Below are 21,155 nucleotides of genomic sequence, written 5' to 3'. Positions count from 1 at the left end.
CTGTTCAATTGGCTTATTCAGCGCCGCTGAACGTGAGCTTCGCGGCCTGGAGCAGGGCGCAGTAGCCGAGCAGGATCAGCGTCAGGAAGGCGAAGTACAGGGCCGGCAGCGTGCTCATCCCCATGCTGCCGGCCAGCATGCTGAACGGCAGGACGAGGCCGGCGAGCATCGCCGCGCCGGTCGCGTAGAGCACCGGGCGGCTGGCGCGCGAGGAGACGAACGGGAGTCTTCGGGTCCTGATGATGTGGACCGCGAGCACCTGGGACAGCAGGCCCTCGACGAACCAGCCGGTCTGGAACAGGGACACGCGGGAGTCGCCGGCGGCCAGCACCCACCACAGGACGGCCCAGGTGGCGAGGTCGAACAGCGAGCTGAGCGGGCCGACGCGGACCACGAAGCGTCGCAGGGCCCTGCTGTCCCAGCGGCGAGGCTCGGTGATCTCCTCGTCGTCGACGGCGTCCCAGGGCAGCGCCAGCTGGGACAGGTCGTAGAGCAGGTTCTGGACCAGGAGCTGGATCGGGAGCATCGGCAGGAACGGCAGGAAGGCCGCGGCGGCCGTCACCGACAGGACGTTGCCGAAGTTGGAGCTGGTAGCGGCGCGGATGTACTTCAGGGAGTTGGCGAAGGTGCGGCGGCCCTCCTCCACGCCGGCGGCCAGGACGGTGAGGTCCTTGTCCAGGAGGATGACGTCGGCGGTCTCGCGGGCCAGGTCGGTGGCGTCCGGGGCGGTGAGGCCGACGTCGGCGGCGTGCAGGGCCGGGGCGTCGTTGACGCCGTCGCCGAGGTAGCCGACGGTGTGGCCGGCACGGCGCAGGGCCTCGACGATGCGGGCCTTGGCCAGAGGGTCGGTCTTGGCGAAGACGGTGGTGCCGGCCGCGAGGGCGGTCAGGGCGGCGTCGTCGAGGGTGGCCAGCGTGCGGCCGTCGACGACGGCGCCGGGGGCTATGCCGACCTCGCGGCAGACGCGCGCCGCGGCAGAGGGCTCGTCACCGGTGATGACCTTGACCTGGACGCCGCGGTCGGCGAGCTCTTTGAGGGCCGCGACGGCCGAGTCCTTGGCGGGGTCGGTGAAGCCGAGCAGGCCGACGAGGGTGAGGCCGGATTCGTCGGCGACGGTGTAGGGGCTCGGCCGCGCGCCTTTCGTCGGGACGGTGCGGACGGCGACCGCGAGCAGCCGCAGGCCGGCGTCGCGGTCGGCGGCGGCGACCTTGTCGATGCGGGCGCGCAGGTCGGGGTCGAGGGGGACGGCGCGGCCGTCGTCGAGGACTGAGGTACAGCAGTCGACGACTTCCTCGACGGAGCCCTTGGTGACGATGAGGTGGTCGGGTTCGAAGCCGCCGTCCGTCGCGGCGACGACCACGCTCATGCGGCGGCGGCTGAAGTCGAAGGGGATCTCGTCGACCTTTTCCCAGGCGGGGTCGGGCAGCGCGAGGGCTTCGGGGTGGGCTTCGGCGTGCGCGACGACGGCCTCGTCGAGGGGATTGCGCCAGCCGGCCTGGAAGAGGCTGTTGAGGGCGGCGTAGTCGAGGACGGCGACATCGGCGCGGCCCCAGGCGTCGGTGTAGCGGTCGAGAGCGGGCGCGCCCTCGGTGAGGGTGCCGGTCTTGTCGACGCAGAGCACGTCCATCGCGCCGAGGTCCTGAATCGCCGGCAGCCGCTTGACGACGACCCGGCGCCGCGCCATCGCGACCGCGCCGCGCGCCAGCGTGGTGGTCACGACGACCGGCAGCATCTCGGGCGTGATCCCGACGGCGACCGCGACCGAGAACAGGAAGGCCCGATGCCAGCTGCCGGAAGCCACACCGCTGACCACGAAGACCAGCGGCGCCAGCACGAGCATGAAGCGCAGCAGCATCCAGCTGACCGACGCGACACCCCGGTCGAAGGCCCCGGCCGGCCGCTCGCGCTCCAACTCGCGCCCGAGGTCGGCGAGGTAGGTCCGGGCGCCGGTGGCGATGACGACCGCCGTGGCGGTGCCGGAGAGGACGTGTGTGCCGGCGAGGCAGAGGGCGGGGTGGTCGGAGGCGGGGGTCGCGGGAAGCTCGCACGGGGCAACCGGGTCGCGAACGGGGCTGCCGGCGGAGGCGCGGGAGTCGGCCGGGGCGGCATCGGGCGAGTCGGCGGCGTCGACCAGGCGCAGAGTCGCGCGGCCGAAGGCATGACCGCGGGCAGCCGCACCCGCGGCGCCGGCCGTCCCCGACAACTCCGCGTGCTTCCCCACCGGCATCGACTCGCCGGACAGCAGACCCTGGTCCAGGAACAGGTCCTTCGAGCGCAGCAGCCGCAGGTCCGCCGGGATCAGGTCGCCGGCGCTGAGGCGCACCACGTCGCCGACCACCAGTTGGTCGAAGGGGAGCTCGCGCGTGATCGGCTCGCTGGTGTCGTCGGCGCGGCGGACCACGGTGGCGGTCGTCAGGACCAGCGCTCGCAGTGCGTCGACTGTGCGGCGTGAGCGTTGCTCCTGCCAGAAGCGCATCAGTGCCGCTATGGCGATCATCGCCGTGATGGCCAGGACGCCGCCGAGGTCGCCGCTGAGGGCGAAGACCGCGTCCAGGACGGTCAGGACCAGGAGGAACGGGGCGCGGAATGCTGCTGCCAGGCCCCGTGCTGTGGTGCGTTCGGGGCGGCTGAGGTCGTTCTCGCCGTCGCGTTCCAGGCGTGCGGCGGCCTCGGCTTCTGTCAGGCCGCGCAGTCCGCTGTCGAGGCCGCGCAGGACTTGCAGGACCGGCTGTCCGCCGCATGCCGCCAGCTCGGCGCTGCGTTCCGTCAGGGCCGCCGCCGGGGCTGCGGTGGGGCCGCGGAACGGGGACAGGAGCGTCATGGCGGTTCGTTCTCCGGTCGTGCGGCGGGGAACCGCGCGCGGTGGCTAGGCCGGCCTGGCGGACCTCCGGATGGCGGGGATCGACTCGCCGGCCAGTTCGGCGTGGTGGTCCAGCATCTGCCGGACGATCGCGACGACGTGCGGGTCGTCCACGACGTAGACCTGGCGGCGGCCCTCGCGGCGCGCGCTGACCAGGCCGGCCAGCTTCAGCTTGGCCAGGTGCTGGCTCACCGCGGCCACGTTGCTGCCGGTCGCTTCGGCCAGCGCCGTCACGTCCTGCTCGGCCCGGGCCAGCAGCCACACGATGTGCAGCCGGGTGGTCGCGGCCAGCATGCCGAAGGTGGCGGCCGCGTCCTGAAGGAGCCTGGGACTCGGCGCCCCGTCGTCGGGGACGGCGTCGTCCTCGGTGCGGGACTCCTGTCTGCGGCGCATGTCACCTCCTCGCATCTGTGCTGTATCCCGGGCCGGGGCCCGGATCGGTAGCGTCCATTGTGCCCGACGGCCGGAGATCCACTCAAACGTTTGCGCAATCGCTTGACTATTCGAGCGCCCCGGGTGTCTACTTCGAAGCGGCACCCCACGGTCGGTGAGGGTGCGACATGCGCCGCGTCGCGCCGGACCCGGGGAGGTGAGTGGCATGGGCGATGGCCACAGTCACAGTCCCGACCCCAGTCCCCGCACGCCCTCCCACCCCGAGGCGGCCGCGCCGCGCACCGGCGCCTAGCACTCCCCCCGCCGCCTCCGCGGGTCGGTCATCCATGCCCTGATACGGGCACCCCGACGGAGGTACCGCCATGTCGTTGACCCTGACCATCTCCGGCGTCCCCGAGGCCGTCGCCGCGGACGTCGACCTGGCCGCCGTGGCCCGCGCGCTGCGTCCGCTGCTGGCCCCGGCGCTGATCGGCGCCGCCGAGCTGGCCGGCCTGGCGCCGGTCGTGCCGGTGCTGGTGTCCATCGCGGTGAAGGCCGTGAGCACGCAGGAGGCGGCGGCATGAAGAGCACCGCCTGGCTCGCCGCACACCTGCGCAAGCGCACGCCGAAGCCGGTGATCCCGGACCACGCCGCCGGCCACCCCGCCGACCGCACACCGCAGCCCGATCCGGCACGCCGCTACTCGGCTTTCATCGCACCCTGACACACCCCGAGACCGGCGCCGGGGCTCGCCCCGGCGCCATGCCACCACGTCCTCGTAACCCCGTGCACTGGAGGAATCATGTCCATCGACACCCCGCGCTCCGAGGGTCCGCCCGGCGCCAACTCGGGCGCCGACTCCCGCACTGACTCCCACACCGACTCTCGCACCAACTCCGACACCAACTCCGGCGCCACCCTGGACTCCGCCCACGTCGGCGACATCGTCGGCGCCCTCGGCCGCATCCGCCAGGACGACTGCGAAGCCCGCAGAACCTGGTGGCAGAAGCTGCGCACACTCCTGGTCATCATGGGCCCCGGCCTGATCGTCATGGTCGGCGACAACGACGCCGGCGGCGTGGCGACCTACTCCAACGCCGGCCAGAACTACGGCATGAAGCTGGTCTGGACCCTGGCCCTGCTGATCCCGGTCCTGTACGTCAACCAGGAGATGGTCGTCCGCCTCGGCGCGGTCTCCGGCGTCGGCCACGCGCGCCTGATCTTCCAGCGCTTCGGCAGGTTCTGGGGCGCCTTCAGCGTCGGCGACCTGTTCCTGGTGAACTCCCTGACCATCGTCACCGAGTTCATCGGCGTGGCGCTGGCGCTGAACTACTTCGGCGTCCCGCAGAAGGTGTCGGTCCCGCTGGCCGCCGTGCTGCTGTTCGCCGTGGTGGCCAGCGGCTCCTTCCGACGCTGGGAACGCTTCCTGTTCGGGCTGATCGCGATCAACATCGTCATGGTCCCGATGGCGCTGATGGCGCACCCCAACGCTGCGGAGTCCGCCAAGGGCCTGATCCCGCAGTTCCCCGGCGGCCTGGACTCCACGCTGCTGTTGCTGATCGTGTCCATCGTCGGGACGACGGTCGCGCCGTGGCAGCTGTTCTTCCAGCAGTCGAACGTCGTCGACAAGCGCATCACGCCGCGCTGGATGAAGTACGAGAAGGCCGACCTGTGGATCGGCGTCGCGGTGGTGATGATCGGCGCGGTCGCGATCATGGCCACCTCGGCGTTCGTCTTCAAGAACACGGACCTGGCCGGCCAGTTCTCCGACGCCAGCGGCGTGGCCGAGGGCCTGAAGACGCACGGCTCGCACGCGCTGGGCGCACTGTTCGCCATCGTCCTGCTGGACGCCTCGCTGATCGGCGCGAACGCGGTCTCGCTGGCCACCACCTACACCCTCGGCGACACCTTCCACCGGCGCCACTCGCTGCACTGGAAGGTGTCCGAGGCGAAGTTGTTCTACGCCGGCTACGCGGTGCTGATCGGCATCTCGGCGACCATCATGCTGTCCTCGAACGCGCACACCCAGGGCCTGATCACGCAGTGGGTCCAGGCGCTGGCCGGCGTGCTGCTGCCCTCGGCGACGGTGTTCCTGGTGCTGCTGTGCAACGACAAGCCGGTGCTCGGGCCGTGGGTGAACACGGTCCGGCAGAACATCGCGGCCGGGGCGATCGTCTGGTCGCTGGTGCTGCTGTCGCTGGCGCTGACCGCCGCGACGTTCTTCCACTCGATCACGGCCGCGCAGTACGAGACCGGGTTCGCGGTCGGCGCCGGGGTCGGCGTCGTCGGCGGCGCGGTCATCGCGGCGGTGACCAGGCGCAGCGCGCGCAAGGCGGCGCTGGCACAGGCGGCCGAGGCCTTCGACGGCATCGACACCGAGCAGGTCAGCGCGATCGACAACACGCCGCTGTCGCGGACCGAGCGCAAGGCGCTGCTGAACGCCGATCGCGCCGAGTGGCGGACGCCGCAGCTGGACAGCTTGGCACGGCCGGTCTTCTCGCCGCTGCGCAAGGCCGGGCTGTTGACGCTGCGCGCGTATCTGCTGATCGCCGTGGTTCTCGTGTGCTACGCGGTGTTCCACGGGGGAAACTGACATGAGGGGGCTGATATGGGGCCGACACAGGGGCTGACATGGGGGCTGACGTGCTGATGCTCTTCAAGATCGGGCGAATGCGGCGCCGGATGACGCGCTCGGTTCTGGACAGCGCGGTTCTGGACAGCACGGTCCTGGCCGCGCTGGAGGGCCCGGCACTTCCCAAGACCGCGGCCAAACGGGCCGCGGCCCGTTGAGAATCCCGCACCACAGCCGGTCCGGATCGGACGCGTAGTCCGATCCGGAGCGGCTATCGGCGTACGTGCCCAGCGAGGAAGAGGACCCTGATGTTCACCGCACTGCCCCACACCGCCGATGGGCACCCTGCCGTAGGCGCCGTCATATACCTGGTGATCGTTGTCGCGCTCGTCGGCTCCGCGGTGGTCGCCGGGCGGCGCGGCCGGAGCCGGCGTCGTCGGCCGCCGCGGTGAGCGGCTCGTTGCGCCGTCGCATCCTTTACGATCACAGGATCATGGACACCTTCGCCGACGTACCCACCACCACCCTGGCCGACGTGCTGAGCCGCGAGCACGTCATGGACCTCGGCATCCGGTCGCTGACCGGGACGTCCGGACGCCTGGCCGGACCGGCCTTCACCGTCCGCTGCCCGCCCGGGGACAACCTGATGGTGCACGCGGCCATCTACCGCGCCGCGCCGGGCTCGGTCATCGTCGTGGACACCGGCGGCGACGTGGAGTACGCGGTGGCCGGCGGGAACGTGATGGCGGTGGCGCAGCGCCACGGGGTGGCCGGGCTGGTCGTGGACGGCGTGATCCGCGATGTCGGCGAGGCGCGCGAGGCGGCGTTCCCGGTGTTCGGGCGCGGGGTGGTGCCGATCCCGGGGACGAAAGCGGTCGTCGGGGAGCACAACGTGGCGGTGCGGTGCGGGGGTGTGACGGTCGGCGCCGGGGACATCGTGGTCGCCGACGAGGACGGCGTGGTCGTAGTGCCGGCCGGGCGGCGGGACGAGGCGTTCGCGGCGGCGCGGGCCAAGCTGGCCAAGGACGAGGCCGAGACGCTGGACGAGTGGGAGCGGGCGCATCGGGCTCGGATCGACGCGATTCTGGCCGATGGCGGGTTCGGGGGCTGATCGCTCCACTGAAGACGAAAGCCCGCAGCACTGATCAGTGGATCAGTGCTGCGGGCCTTTCTCGTCGGTGGGTCGGCGTCGGCGCCGCCCCCTCACGCGGTCTCACTCGTCCTCACACGTCCTCACTCGTCCGGATCCGGCCGCGGACCCCGCGTCAGCGCGTCGAAGTCGGCGTCGTCCTTGTGCCAGTGCACCGCGTGGATCCCCGGCTCCAGCGACAGCCGCCCCACCAGCTGCTCCAGCCGGCTGGCGGCGTCGCCGTCCAGCAGCAGGTGCGCGGTGAGCCGGGTGGCGTCGGCGCCGTCGTCCCGGGTGGTGTCCAGGCCGCGCAGGATCACGTGGCCGCCGGTGGTGTCCGCCACCAGCAGTGCCCTGATGTGCGACTCGGACTTGGCCTTGCAGGTCAGGTGCAGGCGGAAGGGCTGCAGGTCCTCGTCCTCCTCGACCGCGTTGTGCCGGTCGAACAGCCGGCCGGCCGGGCGGCCGAGCAGGTGGACCAGCAGGACCGTGGCCGTGCCGATGGCCGCGAAGGCCAGGTGGCCGGAGGCCGCCATGACCCCGACCGCGGCCGAGCACCACAGTGTCGCGGCGGTGTTCAGGCCGCGGACGTTGAACCCGTCGCGCAGGATCACGCCGCCGCCGAGGAAGCCGATGCCGGAGACCACGTACGCGGCGACCTGCGTACTGTTCTCCGAGCCGTTGATGTCCGAGTACAGCACGAACAGGGTCGCACCCACGGCCACCAGCGCGTTGGTGCGCAGACCGGCCATCCGGGCCCGCAGTTGCCGCTCCACGCCGATCGCGGCGCCGCATCCGAGCCCGACCGCCAGCCGCGCGATGAACTCCCAAGTGGTCAGGTTCTGCATGTTCGCCTCCTTATGGTGGCGCTGGGAACGGTCGGCCGGTCAGTGGCCGAGCATCATCTCGACGAGCTTCCACACGCACATGACCATCGAGACCAGCAGGTACAGCCGCAGCGCGCCCATGGAGTAGCGGCGGGTCCTGGAGAACGTCAGCCGGCCGAGCTGGTCCAGCGGCGGCGTCCGCCACTCGTCGCGGCCGGAGCGGTCGACGAACTCGGCGACGAAGTCCGGCGCGCGCCGAGCCCGCAGAGCCTTGACGCCCAGGAACGTGGCGGCGGCCAGGCCGCCGGCCGCGCAGCCGACGAGGATCTGGTCGATCTGGCCGGCGCTGATGTTCGGCCAGATGACCGAGGCGGTCAGGACCATCGACAGCGCGATCAGGACGCCGATGACGGTCGAGGTGAACAGGGTGGTCTTCTTGGAGTTGACCCAGGGCCCGAGGACTTCCTTGTCGACGCACAGCAGAAGCAGGAAGACGGTCGCGCTGGGCAGCAGCACGCCGGCCAGGGCCTGGACGCCGGTGGTGAGCACGCCGAGGACGTGCGCCGAGGCGGTCAGGACGATGGTCGCGGCCAGACCGATGACGCCGGCGTAGACCGCGTAGAAGCCCTTGGCCTGCTTCACGCCGCGGTGCAGCGAGTGGTTGATCTTGAAGACGTCGCCGATGGCGTAGGCGGTGGACAGCGAGACGGCGAAGGCGCCGATGACGGAGGCGTCCAGCAACGCGACGGCGAACATGTCACCGAGCGCGCGGCCGCCGTAGTTCTGCAGCGCGGTGGCCAGCGAGCCGGCGTCGGTGAAGTCCGGCGAGCCCTTGGCTGCGAAGGCGACGGCGCCCAGGCCCATGATCGCCGCCCCGCCGATCACCACGACCACGATGCCGATCCACAGGTCGGCCTTCTCGTACTTCATGAAGCGCGGGGTGATGCGCTTGTCGATGACGTAGCTCTGCTGGAAGAAGAGCTGCCAGGGCGCGACCGTCGTCCCGACGATGCCGATGATCAGCAGCATCAGCGGCGCCACCCCGCCGGCACCGCCGGGGAAGGAGGGCCGCACGAAGTCGTGCGCCATGGTGCCCACAGCCGGGTGCGCCATCAGCGAGATCGGGATCAGCAGCAGGGAACCGAGGCAGAAGACGAGCGCCAGGCGCTCGAACCGGCGGAAGGAGCCGGTGGAGGCGGCGGCGACGATGACCAGGGCGGCAAGGATCACCGACGGGACCTTCGGCAGGCCGAGGTAACCGGTGGCCAGGGTGATGCCGATGAATTCGGTGACCAGAGTCAGGGCATTGAGCAGGAACAGGTCGATGACGGAGAAGGCGCCCCAGAACTTGCCGAAGCGCTCGAAGATGAGGCGCGCGTGGCCGACGCCGGTGACGGCGCCGAGGCGCAGGACCATCTCCTGGTTGACGTACAGAACGGGGACGAGGAGCAGCAGCGTCCACAGGAGCTTCGTGCCGTAGTCGTGACCGGCCTGGCCGTACGTGGCGAAGGCGCCGGCGTCGTTGTCCCCGATCATCACAATCAGGCCGGGACCGACGATCGCGAGCAGCGTCTTCATCTTCGTCGACAGGCCGCGGCGGGCCCCGTGGTCGCCGAGCTTGATGGTGCCGAACGCACCCTTGATGTCGCCGACGTGGGCGTCGTCGAGGACTGCGGTGGTGGCGGCGGTGGTGGCGGCTGCGGCGTTCGAGCGCTCCAGCAGTGCGGTGGTCATGTGGTTCACCCCTCCCAGCCCGCTCGGCGGGCATGCAGGAGACGGCAGCAGACAGGAGCCCACGGCGGGTGGGCGGTGAAGTAACGAAGAGGTCAGAGCTGCTGCGCGTCAGACGGATCGAAGAGCAACGTGGAGCACAGTCGGCCAGCCACAACCGGCAGCCGGTAGGTGCTACTACTACTCGGACTATCCACGCCACTCACCTCCACCCGCCGGGGTCCCAGGAATCCACCCGGACCGCGATCACCGCGGGAGCGCACACCGGATTCCGGGCACGAAACGTGCCCGAACGAAGCGGCGGAGGCACTCCCTCTCGTAAGAGCTTTGGCACTGCCCGGCGTATCCCGACCATTGGCCGGTAGCCACTTCGGGTCACCCCTTAAGCCGAGGAGACCTGTCCTGACCTTGGGCGTCTCTCGACGTCGTGAGATCAGTGGCTTGTGTCCGGTGCAGACGCCTCACCTAACGAGGTGCCTTCTTGACGGGAGTAATGTTATCGGACCATTGCTCATTTGCCTAATCGAGCGAATGAGGTGGGTGGGGCGGGAGGGGGCCGGCCGCGGGGCGGTGCAGGTGACGGAGGCGGGCCGGCGCGCAGCGGCGAGATCAGCGGCGCCAGGGCCCGGGCCGGCGCGGGGCTGGCGTGGTGCGGCGAGCACGGGACGAGAACGGTGCGGTGGCGAGGCCAGGCAGGTGCGCGGCGAGCTAGATCAGCGATGCCGGGGCGCGCGAGCAGGCACGGCGCGGGGCCGGCGTGGCGCAACGAACACAAGGCGAGCGCTACCCGGGCGACGCAGCCTGGCCGCTGGCAACGGGCGAAATCGGTGAACTGGGCCGGCCGCGAACGGGGCGCGGGCGGCAGGGGCGGGCAACGCGTGCGAGTGCCGAGCAGTGCGGCATGGAGTGGGCGGCTAAGGCCCGGCGCTCAAGCACACCGCGAGCGGGGCGCGGGCGGCAGGGAGCGTGCCCGGGGCGCGGGGGCGCTGCAGGTGGCAGGCCCGGCAGGTGCGCAGCGAGATCAGCGCGGTCCTGCCGTCGGAAGTATAGAGCCTGTTATCCTCGCCGAGCGCCTGGCGGATCGCTGAACACGCTCACCGTCGCGAACGAGTCGACCACCAGTCGCAGCAGCGCCAGGGGCGCCGTGCCGTCGCCTCGGGTTGCTGGGGGTTCGAGCGCGGCTAGGGGGATCGCGTGGCCGGCGTGGACGACCAGCGCCTCGGCGGCCGTCGGCCAGAAGCCGAAGCCTTCCTCCGTCGTCATTTCGGTTCTGGAGTCGCGGTGGGAGTAGGCGGCGGCGATGCGGCCTGGTTCCGGTTTGTGGATCATGCCTGCGGCGTCGGCCAGTTCGATCAGGGTGGTGCCGCTGGAGTGCCAGCGGTCGCTGGCGGCGTGGGCTTGGGCCCACTCGTGGGCCGCGGGGGCGAGGGTGAAGTGCCAGCCGTGGGTGCGTTTTTGGAACTCGCGGTTGGCGACCTTCCAGCGGTGGGCGCTTTCGGCGTAGAAGTCGCGCAGGTCGTCGCTGTGCATCGGGTGATCGTAGCTGCGCCGCCCGTTCGCCGCGGTCGGGGTGCCGGGGGTGGATCTTCGCTTTACGGTCGGAACGTGGATCTCCCGGTCATGCCGCCGGTGCGGCCGATGCTCGCCACCGCTGCGCGGGATGTGCCGCGCGCGGTGGGGTTGGCTTACGAGCCGAAGTGGGACGGCTTTCGGTGCGTCGTGTTCCGGGACGGTGCCGAGGTGGAGCTGGGGTCCCGCAACGATCGGCCGCTGACCAGGTACTTCCCGGAGCTGGTCGAGCTGCTGCTCGCGGCGTTGCCCGAGCGTTGCGTGGTGGATGGCGAGATCGTCGTGGTCACTGATGACGGCCTGGACTTCGACACGCTGCAGAACCGCCTGCACCCCGCCGCCTCGCGGGTCCGCAAGCTCGCGGCCGAGACGCCGGCCAGCTTCGTGGCGTTCGATCTGCTGGCGATCGGTGACCGTGATCTGAGCGGCGAGCCGTTCAGCGAGCGCCGGCGTGCGTTGGTCGACGCGCTCGAGACTTACACGAGCGCAGAAGACAAGGGCACAGGAGAAAAGCCGAGCAACAGTCGCGTGATCCTGACCCCGCTCACCGAAGACCCCGACGTCGCGCAGGACTGGTTCACCCGCTTCGAAGGCGCCGGTTTCGACGGCGTCATGGTCAAGCCCCTGGACCTGCCGTACGAGCAGAACAAGCGCGTCATGGTCAAGGTGAAGCACGAGCGCACCGCGGACTGCGTCGTCGCGGGCTTCCGCTGGCACAAGGACGGCGAAGGCGTCGGCTCGCTGCTCCTGGGCCTGTTCGACGACGAAGGCGTCCTGCACCACGTCGGCGTCGCCAGCAGCTTCACCGCGGCCCGCCGCCGCGAGCTGGTCGGCGAGCTGGCGCCGCTGCGGGAGCACGCCCTGGACGGCCACCCCTGGCGCGGCTGGGCCGAGGCCGAGCAACAGTCCGGCAGCCGCATGCCCGGCGCCCGCAGCCGCTGGTCCGCCGACAAGGACCTGGCCTGGGAGCCGCTGCGGCCGGAGCTGGTCGCCGAGGTCCGCTACGAGCACCTGCTGTCCGGACGCTTCCGGCACGGCGGCCGCCTGGTCCGCTTCCGTCCGGACCGCACGCCGGAGTCGTGCACGTACGCACAGCTCGAACAGGTGGCGCCGGCCGAGCTGGCCGAAGTGTTCGGCAACCCGGCGAAGAGCGAGAAGAACACAGAGGGCCCGAAGGCATGACCAAGGAAACCGTCCTCGACATCGACGACACCGAGGTCCCGGTCTCGCACCCGGACAAGCTCTACTTCAGCAAGCGTGGCGAGACCAAAATGGACCTCGTCCAGTACTACCTCGCCGTCGCCGGCCCGATCATGAACACCCTGAAGGACCGCCCCCTGCTCCTGGAGCGCTACCCGGACGGCGCGGGCGGCAAGTCGTGGTTCCAGAAGCGCGTCCCGAAGACGGCGCCGCCGTGGCTGACCACCATGGAGGTCTCCACGCCCAACGGCACCACCAGCGACGCCCTGGTCGCGGCGAACATGGCGCACATCGTCTGGGGCGTGAACCTGGGCTGCCTGGGCTTCCACGTCTGGCCGATCCGCGCCTCGGACCCCGACGTCACCGACGAGCTGCGCATCGACCTGGACCCCTCCCCCGGCGTCGGCTACCCGGAGGTCCGGCAGGCCGCGGTGCTGACCCGGGAGCTGCTGGCCGAGCTGGGCATCGAGGCGTACGTGAAGACCTCCGGCTCGCGCGGCCTGCACATCTACGTCAGCCTCCAGCACCGCTGGGACGGCTACGAGGTCCGCGCGGCCGCCGTCGCCCTGGCCCGCGAGATGGAGCGCCGGTATCCGGAGCAGATCACGGCCCAGTGGTGGAAGGAGGAGCGGGGTGCGCGGGTGTTTGTGGACTTCAATCAGAACGCGCCGCACAAGACGGTGTTCGGCGCGTGGTGCGTCCGGCCGCGCGTCGGTGCGCAGGTGTCGACGCCGATCTTCTGGGACGAGCTGATGACGGTCGTCCCCGACGAGCTGACCATCGCCACGGTGCCGGCCCGGGTCGCCGAGCGCGGCGATCCGTGGGCCGAGTACAACGTGCGGCCGCAGTCGTTGGAGCCGTTGCTGGAGATGTCGCGGCAGGACATGGCGAACGGGCTGATGGACGCGCCGTGGCCGCCGGTCTATCCGAAGCAGCCGAACGAGCCGCCGAGAGTCGCGCCGAGCCGGGCGAAGCACGCAGAGCCGGATTCAGAACCGGAGTAAGAGTCGGATTCGAGCCCGGATTCGGGTCCCGCCGACGCTCCATAACCGCCTCAGGATTCAGAGATCTGAGCGCCATCAACGGTTTCAGCTTCTGTCTTTAACTCCGGTCTTAACTCCGGAATCAGCTCCGGTTCTGACTCGGGCTCTGACTCCGGCTCGACGTCCGGGAACTCCACCCGCACCCCGAGCAGCCGCACCGGCCGGTCCAGCTCCAGCAGCGCGAACACCTCCAGCGCGGCGCGCTCGATCTCCGCGGCGTCAGCCGTCGGCGCGGGCAGCGTGATGCTCCGCGTCTTGGTGACGAACGGCGCGTACCGGATCTTCAGCCCGACGCGCGCCGCCGGCCGCTCCTCGGCCACGACGTCCTCGGCGACGTGCCGGGCCAGCTGCCGCACCTGCGCGGCCAGCTCCCCGGCGTCGGCGATGTTCTGCTGGAACGTGACCTCGCGGCTGCGTCCCTTGGCGACGTGCGGCGTGCCGGTCACTTCGGTGTCGCCGGCGCCCTGGGCCAGCAGCCAGAAGTAGGGCCCCATCTTGGGCCCGAAGTGGTCGGCGAGCGTGGCGCGGTCGGCGCGGGCCAGGTCGGCGACGGTGTGCAGGCTCATCTCGGCGAGCTTCTTGGCGGTGCGCGAGCCGATGCCCCACAGCGCGTCGGTGGAGCGTCCGCTCATGACGGCGGCCCAGTTCTCCCGAGTCAGCCGGTAGACGCCGGCCGGTTTGGCGAAGCCGGTGGCGGTCTTGGCGCGCAGCCTGTTGTCGCCGATGCCCACGGAACAGGACAGGCCCGTCTCGCCGAGCACGGCCTCGCGGATGTCGGCGGCCAGCGCCTCGGGGTCGTCGGTGCGCGCGCCGACGAACGCCTCGTCCCAGCCCATCACCTCGACCACGACCGGGAACTCGCGCAGCGTGGCCATCACGCGCTCGGAGACCTTCTCGTAGGCGGCGCGGTCGGCGGGCAGGAAGACGCAGTCGGGGCACTTCTTCGCGGCGGTGCGCATCGGCATCCCGGAGTGGACGCCGAACTCGCGGGCCTCGTAGGAGGCGGTGGCCACCACGCCGCGGCGCGTCGGATCGCCCTGGCCGCCGACCACGACGGGCCGGCCGCGCAGTTCCGGCCGCCGGGCGACTTCGACCGCGGCGATGAACTGGTCGAGGTCGACGTGCAGCACCCAGTCGCTGGTGGACACAGGTCCAGTATGGCCGGGTATGCGTGTGTCCGGCTTGTCGGCGAGTGCGCTGGTGAAGCACCTCCGGCAGCACCGACGGCAGCGCCCACCCCAGCGCCGGCGACGCCGCCCGCAGCAGCACCGGCAGCGCCGACGGCTCCGCTACAGCTCGCCAGGATGGTCCAGGTCGAAGCGCAGCCGCGCCACCGCGACCGCCTCCTTGTGCTGCCGCGACCAGTCGGCCAGCGCGGCGACCGCCTGCGCGAAGCTCTCCCCCATCGGGGTGAGCCGGTAGTCGGTCTGCGGCGGGATCGTGGGGTACACCGTGCGCTCGACCAGGCCGTCGCGGATGAGGCGCTTGGTGGTGACGGTCAGCATCCGCTGGGAGATGCCGGGGATCACGGACTTCAGGGCGCCGAAGCGGCGGACGCCCTTGGCCAGCTCCACGATCACCAGGACCGACCAGCGGTCGCCGAGGCGGTCCTGGACGTCGCGGATCCCGCAGTCGTCGTCGCAGGGGCCGTGCTCGTCGGTGTCGGTCGCGGGCAGCGCCCAGCTGTTCGCATGCGTCACGACGGGGACGACGCCGCGGCACCCCGGGGCTATTCCGGATGAGACCTGGGTCACATCGGCGACGGGGCGCGGCATCCCGACCCGGACGGTTACCTCGGTGTGCCCGGGTGATTCGAATGTGCCTCCTTACGCAGGTCCGTCGGTACATCGGAGTCTTGATAGCGCCCGACAGCGTCTGCTTCGGGCTCGATCGGTTCTCTGTGGAGGTTGCGATGATTCTGGTGACGGGGATTTCCGGCGGCCTCGGCGGCCTGGTGTTCCAGGGGCTGTCAGAGCTCGACGACGTGCGGGTCACCGGCGGCACGCGCACCGGCGACGGCGTCAGCGCGCGGCGCGTGGACTTCGACGACCCGCGGTCGCTGCCTGCGGCGTTCGAGGACGTGGACGTCCTACTGGTGGTGTCCGCCGGATACGCCGAGGACGACGTCGTGTTCGCCCGGCACGCGGCAGCGGCCGACGCCGCGGCCCAGGCCGGTGTCAGGCACCTGATCTACACGAGCCTGGCGAGTTCCGGCGAGTCGATGACGATCGCGCTGCCGCACCGCTGGAGCGAGGAACGGTTCGCGGCGGGGCCGTTCACGACCACCATTCTGCGCAACGGGCTCTACCCCGACCTCCCGGTCGCCCTGGCCACGGCCACGGCCGCGACGTCGGCGGACGACGTACTCGCGGCGCCGTTCGGCGCGGGACGGCTGTCGGTGGTGGTCCGGCAGGACCTCGCCGACGTCGCAGTCCGGGTGGCCGCGGAGTCGGAGCGGGATCTGGCCGCCGGAAAGCTGAGCCGGCACGCCGACCGGGTATACGAGCTCGAAGGCGATACGGCGCTCGGCGGGGCGGAGATCGCGCAGATCCTCACCGAGGAGCTCGGCCGCCCGATCGCGTACCGTCCCGCATCGCTCACCGAGACCCGCGCGGCGCTGGCCGGGAGCAGCCTGGAGCCGTATCAGATCACGCATGCCCTGTCGCTGTACTCGAACGTCATCGCCGGTCGCGCCGAGGCCACGCGCTCGGATCTGCCGCAGCTTCTGCGGACGGCGCCGCGCTCGGTACGAGCCGCCGTCGCCGAGGCCGTCGCCCGCAATCGTGGTTGAGCTAGCTCAACCAACGGCCGTGCCCGGAAATCCGGGCTGCCTGGTAGACGCCCCTGTCTGCGATCGACACGGAATACTCACATCTGTCGTTCCCCGTGGCGGGCAAGCCGACGGTGCTCATGTCTCGTCAATCCCTGGAAACCCCGGCTCGCCAGGACTTTCGCGATCCGGGGCGGCCTTTGCGCGCATCGGCGCCGCCAACCAGCTCCAGACCCCCACTCTCAGTGCCCACTTGTAACCCATGAGATATTCAAGACCTTATCCGGAATAGGCGGAAGCGAGGTCCAACATGGTCGCTGTCACAGCGGACGGGGCGACGACACGCGAGCTGGAACGCATGATGGCGGAGTTCCCGGATCTGCCGGTCGAGGCCGTCATCAAGCAGGACATACTGCGGCAGGGCCTGGCCTTCAGTCCCGACGCCTTGCGGGTGGCCAGCGGGTACAAACCCAAGGACTACTTCATCTTCACCTTCGACCTGGTGCCGGTCGCGGAGATGGCCGAGCACGCGCAGTTCCGGGCCCCGGAGGAGATCCGGATGACCGGCGGCCCCTATGACCTGCGCCGGACCGTGGTCTCCACGCGGGTCGCGCCGGACAGTCCGTACGTGGTGGAGCTGCGGGACGGCAAGCTCACACTGAGCTGCGAGGGCGCGTTCCTGTGCGACCTGGAGTTCCCGCCGATCCCCGGCTACTACGAGCACACGCTGTCCTCGGGCAAGAAGATCAGCGAGATCGCCCCGGCCATCGAGTGGGGCTACCTGGTGTACCTCACGGTGTACCGGCTGTGCCAGTACTGGGGCCGGGACGAGGAGTGCCGTTTCTGCGACCTCAACGAGAACTTCCGGCAGCAGCGGGCGAACGGCCGGGAGTACACGGCGGTGAAGGAGATCGAGGACATCGTCGAGGCGATGTCGCTGATCAACAAGTACGACGACGTCACCAAGGCCTACACGGTCACCGGCGGCTCGATCACCAAGAAGCTCGACGGCATGCGTGAGGGCGAGTTCTACGCGCGCTTCGCCGAGGCCATCGAGTCCCGGTACGCCGGCCGCTGGATCCCCAAGGCCGTGGTGCAGGCGCTGCCGGTGGACGAGGTCCAGATGCTCTTCGACGCCGGCTACCGCGTCTACCACCCGAACTACGAGGTGTGGGACGCCGAGATGTTCAGCTGGATCTGCCCCGGCAAGGACCGCTATGTCGGCCGTGACCAGTGGGTCAAGCGGATCCTGGACTCGGCCGAGATCTTCGGGGCGACCAACGTCATCCCGAACTTCGTCGGCGGCGTGGAGATGGCCGAGCCGCACGGCTTCACCGACGTCGACAAGGCGATCGCCTCCACGACCGAGGGCCTGGACTTCTTCATGAGCCACGGCGTGATGCCGCGCTTCACCACCTGGTGCCCGGAGCCGACCAGCAACCTGGGCCGGCAGAAGGGCCCGTCGCTGGAGTACTTCGTGAAGCTGCTGCTGGCCTGGCGCGAGACGTTCGAGAAGTACAACCTCCCGGTCCCGCCCGGGTACGGCCGTCCCGGCGCCGGGAACGCCGAGTTCTCGGTGAGCGCCTTCATGGACGTCATCCGCACGCCTTGAGCTTCACCGGCCCGGCGGCGGACGGCCCAGCCGCCGCCGGGCCCTTCGGATGTTGACAAATCGAACAAAGAAACGCCCTGACGGCACCGCGAAAGCCCCGACAGTGTAATTTGGCCGCTACCGCCTTCGGCGGAGGTGATGACGCAACTGGGGAGTGGGACTATGACGGGGCGGCGAATAACGGCGGCACGGATGACGGCTTGCGGCATGGTAGCCGCGGCCCTGCTGACCACCAGCGGCTGCGGCTTGTTCGGCAGCTCCTCGAAGTCCTCCTCGTCCGATTCCAAGAACTCCGGCGCGGCGGCCAGTACCAGCTCCTCACCGCAGGTCACGCCACAGAACGTGGCGCAGGCGTTTCTGACCGCGTGGTCCGGCGGCGATTTCGACGGCGCCGGCAAGCTGACCGACGACGCGACCACTGCCACGGCCCGGCTGAAGGCCGTCATGGGCTCGCTGAGCCCGCAGAAGCTGACGCTGACCCTCGGTTCGCAGGAGAACGTCGCGGCCGGGGCGGACACCGCCAGCCCGCCGCCGACCTCGGCTTCCGGGACGGCCTCCGGCTCGGCGCCCGCGTCATCGTCGTCGGCCTCGGCCTCGGCCTCGGCCGCCACGCTGGCCCGGTTCTCCTTCAACGTCTCCGCCGACTTCGGCAACAACCTGGTCTGGACGTACGACTCGGCGCTGAGCCTGGTCCAGGGCCCGGCCGGCACGCCGGTCGTGAAGTGGAACTCCGCGGTCATCCAGCCCCAGCTCGGCCCGACCGCGCTGCTCAAGGCCGTGCCGCCGAAGCAGAGCGTGGTCGACGCCACCGGCAACCCGGTCGACGTGACGAAGCACCCGAGCCTGACCGCGGCGGTGAACGCGCTGACCACGCACGTGCCGGCGAACTTCACGCCGACCCAGCTCACCGTCGAGTTCGTGGACCCCAAGACCGGCAGCCCGGTCGCGCCCGGGACGATCAAGGACCTCGGCGCGGCCACCAGCGCGCCGACCACGGTGAAGACCACGATCGACCCGAAGGTGCAGACCGCGATAGAGGCCGCGCTGAACGGGCACGCGAACGCCGGCATGGTCGCCATCCAGCCCTCCACCGGCGACATCCTCGGCATGGCCAGCAACGACGCCGGCATCCCGTCGCTGGCCTACAAGGCAGCCCGCGCCCCGGGCTCCACGTTCAAGGTGATCACCACCGCGCTGGCGCTCCAGCAGGGCCTGACCGCGAGCACGCCGGTGAAGTGCACGTCCTCCGCCACGGTCGAGGGCAAGCCGATCACCAACGACCCGAGCCTGGCCAACGGCATCGCGAACGCCCACCTCAAGGACGCCTTCGAGCAGTCCTGCAACACCGCGTTCGTCAACCTGGCGCTGGACGGCAAGCTCGGCAGCGACTACAACGCGCTGTCGAACGAGGCCAAGACCTACTTCGGCATGAACCAGAAGTGGGACCTGGGCATGGGCCCGGCCACCTACGGCACCGCCGGCGACCTGCAGGTCCCGCCGGCCGACGGCCTGGGCACGTACGCCCGCGACGCCTTCGGCCAGGGCGACATCGAGATGTCCCCGCTGACCATGGCCTCGGTCGCGGCCACGGTGTGCAACAACGGGCAGTTCAAGCAGCCGATCCTGGTCCCGGGCACCCCGCAGGTCAGCGCCACCCCGCTGCCGGCGGGCGTCGACAGCCAGCTCACGACGCTGATGCAGGACGTGATCAGCGACTCGCCCGGCACGGCCTACGGCTACTTCCCGGCCGGCGACGGCCTGGCCGGCAAGACCGGCTCGGCGGAGTCGAACGACACGCCCAAGACCGGGAAGACGGACAGCTGGATGATCGTCTTCGACAAGAAGCACGACATCGCGTTCGGTGCGCTGACGCTGAACGGCGGGTTCGGGATCCAGAACTCGGGTCCGGCGATCGACACGGCGCTGAAGAACTTGGGGTACATCTAGGTCTCGGAGATCTGGGTGGTTGTGGGGCGGCCGGCGGTTTGCGCGAACGCGGCCGCCCTCGCCGCGTTCAGTGCGTTCACCGCATTGACCGCGTTCACCGGCGCCACACGCCGAGCCGACAAGGCACTCCGCTGTAGGTGACGTGATCCGCGCTGGTGCCGGTGTGCTGCCATTTATCGGCGAGGAGCTCGAAGAAGCGCTCGTCGGCGGTCGAGCCGCCGGCTTCCTGGCCGGCGTAGATCAGCATGTCGCCGCGGTAGGCGGTGACGGCGCGGGCGGCCCAGGGGTCGTCGTTGTTGGGCCAGCACAGGAAGAGCGCACGGTCGGCGTGCAGGGCCGCGACGCTGTCGTCGCCGGGCTCCACGGCCGTGTAGGCGCGCTTGGCGTAGCCGTTGGCGGTGGAGGCCGGGAACGGGTCGTAGGCGAGGGTGTCGATGCCGGCGGCGCGCATCAGCCAGGCCCAGTAGCCGCCGCCGGCGCCGGGTTCGACGACGCCGCGCGCGCCGACGGTCGCGCGGATCCACGCGATGTCGCCGGGGCTGGGGATCGACCAGCTGTAGCGGCGGCTCAAGGCGCCGCGGTCCAGGCCGGCGACGACGGCGCGCTCGCGGACGTCGGCCGGGGCGGACAGCCACATGGTGGTGGGGCCGGTGATGGCGGCGCGGGTTTCGGTCGGGAGGTTGCGGATGATCTGCCAGTAGGGGTTGGCTGGGGCGGCGGCCGAGTCGGCGGAGTCGGCGGAGTCGGCCAGGTCGGCGAAGTCGACGGCGGTCGCGGCGGCCGTGGTCGCGGACAGCGGCGGGAATGCCAGCGCCGGGCCGAAGGCGCGCGGGGTGGCGAGGGTGACGGCGGTCAGGTCGGCGGCGAGGGTCGCGAGCTGGGCATCGGAAAGGATGCCGTCGAGGGGCGCGGCAACCTCAGCTGATCCGGCGCTTGCAAGACGTGCGTTGTCAGCCTTCAGCATGTGTTCCCCCATGTGTTCCCCCGTGTCGTCCACCCCTGTGTTCCGGCAACAAAAGCTACCGGTTCCAGCGCGTACTCAAGCCTCGGCCATCCACGGAAACGGCGCCCGATCCGGTTCCACCCACCCGCTCCGAGCCGCAGCCGAGGCCAGCACCGTCGGGGAGTAGAACCGCATCAGCAGCCGCTTGTCCAGCAAGGCATCGTTGGCCTCGATGAACGCCCCGAAGTCGTCCGCCGGATGCTCGGCGGCGTGATACCCGACCGCCTGCACCCACGCACGGCTGACCGTGGCGTTGTACTTCTGCGGCACCCCGGCGTACCGCGCCGTCTCCTGAATCCCGTCGCTCACCACGGCTATCGCCTCGTCGACGCCGTGCTGACGCACCGCCAGCCACGTGACGTGGATGTGCTGCCGGTGCCCGAAGCCCTTGCCGTCGGCCGTCGCCTGCTCGAACAGCTCCTGAACTTGCCGTTTAACCCCAGAAGGCTATCAAGGCTCTGATGCTGTTTCGGAACCAGGTTGAGCGCGTGTTCCTGTTCTTCGAGACAGCGACGGGTTG

The 21,155-nt window shown here is 70.5% G+C and carries 19 protein-coding genes and 1 riboswitch; of the genes, 10 read left to right on the top strand and 9 right to left on the bottom strand.

The window, feature by feature from the left end; genetic code table 11:
* Positions 1-13: 13 nt before the first annotated feature.
* Together mgtA and ABH920_RS32790 are read right to left on the bottom strand one after the other, a co-directional pair.
* On the bottom strand, positions 14-2,821 hold the full coding sequence (gene mgtA / locus ABH920_RS32795; protein WP_370353106.1) for a magnesium-translocating P-type ATPase: 2,808 nt from the start codon (positions 2,819-2,821) through the stop codon (positions 14-16).
* A gap of 45 nt (positions 2,822-2,866) precedes the next feature.
* Positions 2,867-3,253, bottom strand: a complete 387-nt coding sequence (locus ABH920_RS32790) for an ArsR/SmtB family transcription factor (protein ID WP_370353105.1) — start codon at positions 3,251-3,253, stop codon at positions 2,867-2,869.
* A gap of 362 nt (positions 3,254-3,615) precedes the next feature.
* Between ABH920_RS32790 and ABH920_RS32785 the strand changes: the two genes are divergently transcribed.
* The 5 genes from ABH920_RS32785 (at position 3,616) to ABH920_RS32765 (ending at position 6,915) form a co-directional block, all read left to right on the top strand.
* The gene (locus ABH920_RS32785; protein ID WP_370353104.1) at positions 3,616-3,816 is read left to right on the top strand and encodes a hypothetical protein; all 201 of its coding nucleotides are present in this window, start codon (positions 3,616-3,618) and stop codon (positions 3,814-3,816) included.
* Positions 3,813-3,956, top strand: coding sequence for a hypothetical protein (locus ABH920_RS32780; RefSeq protein ID WP_370353103.1), 144 nt, complete (start codon positions 3,813-3,815; stop codon positions 3,954-3,956). The genes ABH920_RS32785 and ABH920_RS32780 overlap by 4 nt, the downstream gene beginning before the upstream one ends.
* Positions 3,957-4,034: 78 nt before the next feature.
* On the top strand, positions 4,035-5,825 hold the full coding sequence (locus ABH920_RS32775; protein WP_370353102.1) for an NRAMP family divalent metal transporter: 1,791 nt from the start codon (positions 4,035-4,037) through the stop codon (positions 5,823-5,825).
* Between the two features lie 38 nt (positions 5,826-5,863).
* Positions 5,864-6,022 carry a hypothetical protein gene (locus tag ABH920_RS32770; protein WP_370353101.1) on the top strand — a complete coding sequence of 53 codons (159 nt, stop codon included), beginning with the start codon at positions 5,864-5,866 and terminating at the stop codon, positions 6,020-6,022.
* A 275-nt stretch (positions 6,023-6,297) separates the two neighbouring features.
* On the top strand, positions 6,298-6,915 hold the full coding sequence (locus ABH920_RS32765) for an RraA family protein (RefSeq protein WP_370353100.1): 618 nt from the start codon (positions 6,298-6,300) through the stop codon (positions 6,913-6,915).
* Positions 6,916-7,037: 122 nt separating this feature from the next.
* Here ABH920_RS32765 and ABH920_RS32760 read toward each other — a convergent pair whose 3' ends face one another.
* From ABH920_RS32760 to ABH920_RS32750, 3 genes are all read right to left on the bottom strand, one after another.
* Positions 7,038-7,781, bottom strand: a complete 744-nt coding sequence (locus tag ABH920_RS32760) for an MgtC/SapB family protein (RefSeq protein WP_370353099.1) — start codon at positions 7,779-7,781, stop codon at positions 7,038-7,040.
* Between the two features lie 39 nt (positions 7,782-7,820).
* Positions 7,821-9,494: an NRAMP family divalent metal transporter gene (locus ABH920_RS32755; protein ID WP_370353098.1), complete on the bottom strand. Its 1,674-nt coding sequence runs from the start codon at positions 9,492-9,494 to the stop codon at positions 7,821-7,823.
* Positions 9,495-9,794: 300 nt separating this feature from the next.
* A riboswitch (M-box (ykoK) riboswitch) is annotated at positions 9,795-9,971 on the bottom strand.
* Positions 9,972-10,547: 576 nt separating this feature from the next.
* Complete coding sequence (locus ABH920_RS32750) at positions 10,548-11,021, bottom strand: hypothetical protein (RefSeq protein ID WP_370353097.1); 474 nt, start codon at positions 11,019-11,021, stop codon at positions 10,548-10,550.
* Between the two features lie 75 nt (positions 11,022-11,096).
* On the opposite strand from ABH920_RS32750, the gene ABH920_RS32745 reads away from it, so the two are divergent.
* Together ABH920_RS32745 and ligD are read left to right on the top strand one after the other, a co-directional pair.
* Positions 11,097-12,242, top strand: coding sequence for an ATP-dependent DNA ligase (locus ABH920_RS32745; RefSeq protein ID WP_370353096.1), 1,146 nt, complete (start codon positions 11,097-11,099; stop codon positions 12,240-12,242).
* Entirely contained in the window at positions 12,239-13,264 is a 1,026-nt protein-coding gene (gene ligD / locus ABH920_RS32740) for a non-homologous end-joining DNA ligase (RefSeq protein ID WP_370353095.1), read from the top strand. The genes ABH920_RS32745 and ligD overlap by 4 nt, the downstream gene beginning before the upstream one ends.
* A gap of 50 nt (positions 13,265-13,314) precedes the next feature.
* Here ligD and ABH920_RS32735 read toward each other — a convergent pair whose 3' ends face one another.
* Together ABH920_RS32735 and ABH920_RS32730 are read right to left on the bottom strand one after the other, a co-directional pair.
* Positions 13,315-14,451 carry a DNA polymerase IV gene (locus tag ABH920_RS32735; protein ID WP_370353094.1) on the bottom strand — a complete coding sequence of 379 codons (1,137 nt, stop codon included), beginning with the start codon at positions 14,449-14,451 and terminating at the stop codon, positions 13,315-13,317.
* A 141-nt stretch (positions 14,452-14,592) separates the two neighbouring features.
* On the bottom strand, positions 14,593-15,003 hold the full coding sequence (locus tag ABH920_RS32730) for a winged helix-turn-helix transcriptional regulator (RefSeq protein WP_370353093.1): 411 nt from the start codon (positions 15,001-15,003) through the stop codon (positions 14,593-14,595).
* Between the two features lie 212 nt (positions 15,004-15,215).
* On the opposite strand from ABH920_RS32730, the gene ABH920_RS32725 reads away from it, so the two are divergent.
* The 3 genes from ABH920_RS32725 (at position 15,216) to ABH920_RS32715 (ending at position 19,632) form a co-directional block, all read left to right on the top strand.
* Positions 15,216-16,094 carry an NmrA family NAD(P)-binding protein gene (locus tag ABH920_RS32725; protein ID WP_370353092.1) on the top strand — a complete coding sequence of 293 codons (879 nt, stop codon included), beginning with the start codon at positions 15,216-15,218 and terminating at the stop codon, positions 16,092-16,094.
* A gap of 289 nt (positions 16,095-16,383) precedes the next feature.
* A complete protein-coding gene (locus ABH920_RS32720; RefSeq protein ID WP_370353091.1) occupies positions 16,384-17,685 on the top strand; it encodes a radical SAM protein in 1,302 nt (433 codons plus the stop codon).
* 207 nt (positions 17,686-17,892) lie between these two features.
* The gene (locus tag ABH920_RS32715) at positions 17,893-19,632 is read left to right on the top strand and encodes a penicillin-binding transpeptidase domain-containing protein (protein ID WP_370353090.1); all 1,740 of its coding nucleotides are present in this window, start codon (positions 17,893-17,895) and stop codon (positions 19,630-19,632) included.
* A gap of 94 nt (positions 19,633-19,726) precedes the next feature.
* On the opposite strand, the gene ABH920_RS32710 is transcribed toward ABH920_RS32715, so the two are convergent.
* Entirely contained in the window at positions 19,727-20,596 is an 870-nt protein-coding gene (locus ABH920_RS32710) for a hypothetical protein (protein WP_370353089.1), read from the bottom strand.
* Positions 20,597-20,671: 75 nt separating this feature from the next.
* Positions 20,672-20,980 carry a hypothetical protein gene (locus tag ABH920_RS32705; protein ID WP_370353088.1) on the bottom strand — a complete coding sequence of 103 codons (309 nt, stop codon included), beginning with the start codon at positions 20,978-20,980 and terminating at the stop codon, positions 20,672-20,674.
* Between the last annotated feature and the right edge of the window lie 175 nt (positions 20,981-21,155).

The sequence above is a fragment of the Catenulispora sp. EB89 genome (genome assembly GCF_041261445.1).
GTDB lineage: Bacteria > Actinomycetota > Actinomycetes > Streptomycetales > Catenulisporaceae > Catenulispora.
The sequence above is the reverse complement of the archived record's forward strand: the minus strand, read 5'-3'. Positions and strand labels throughout refer to the sequence as shown.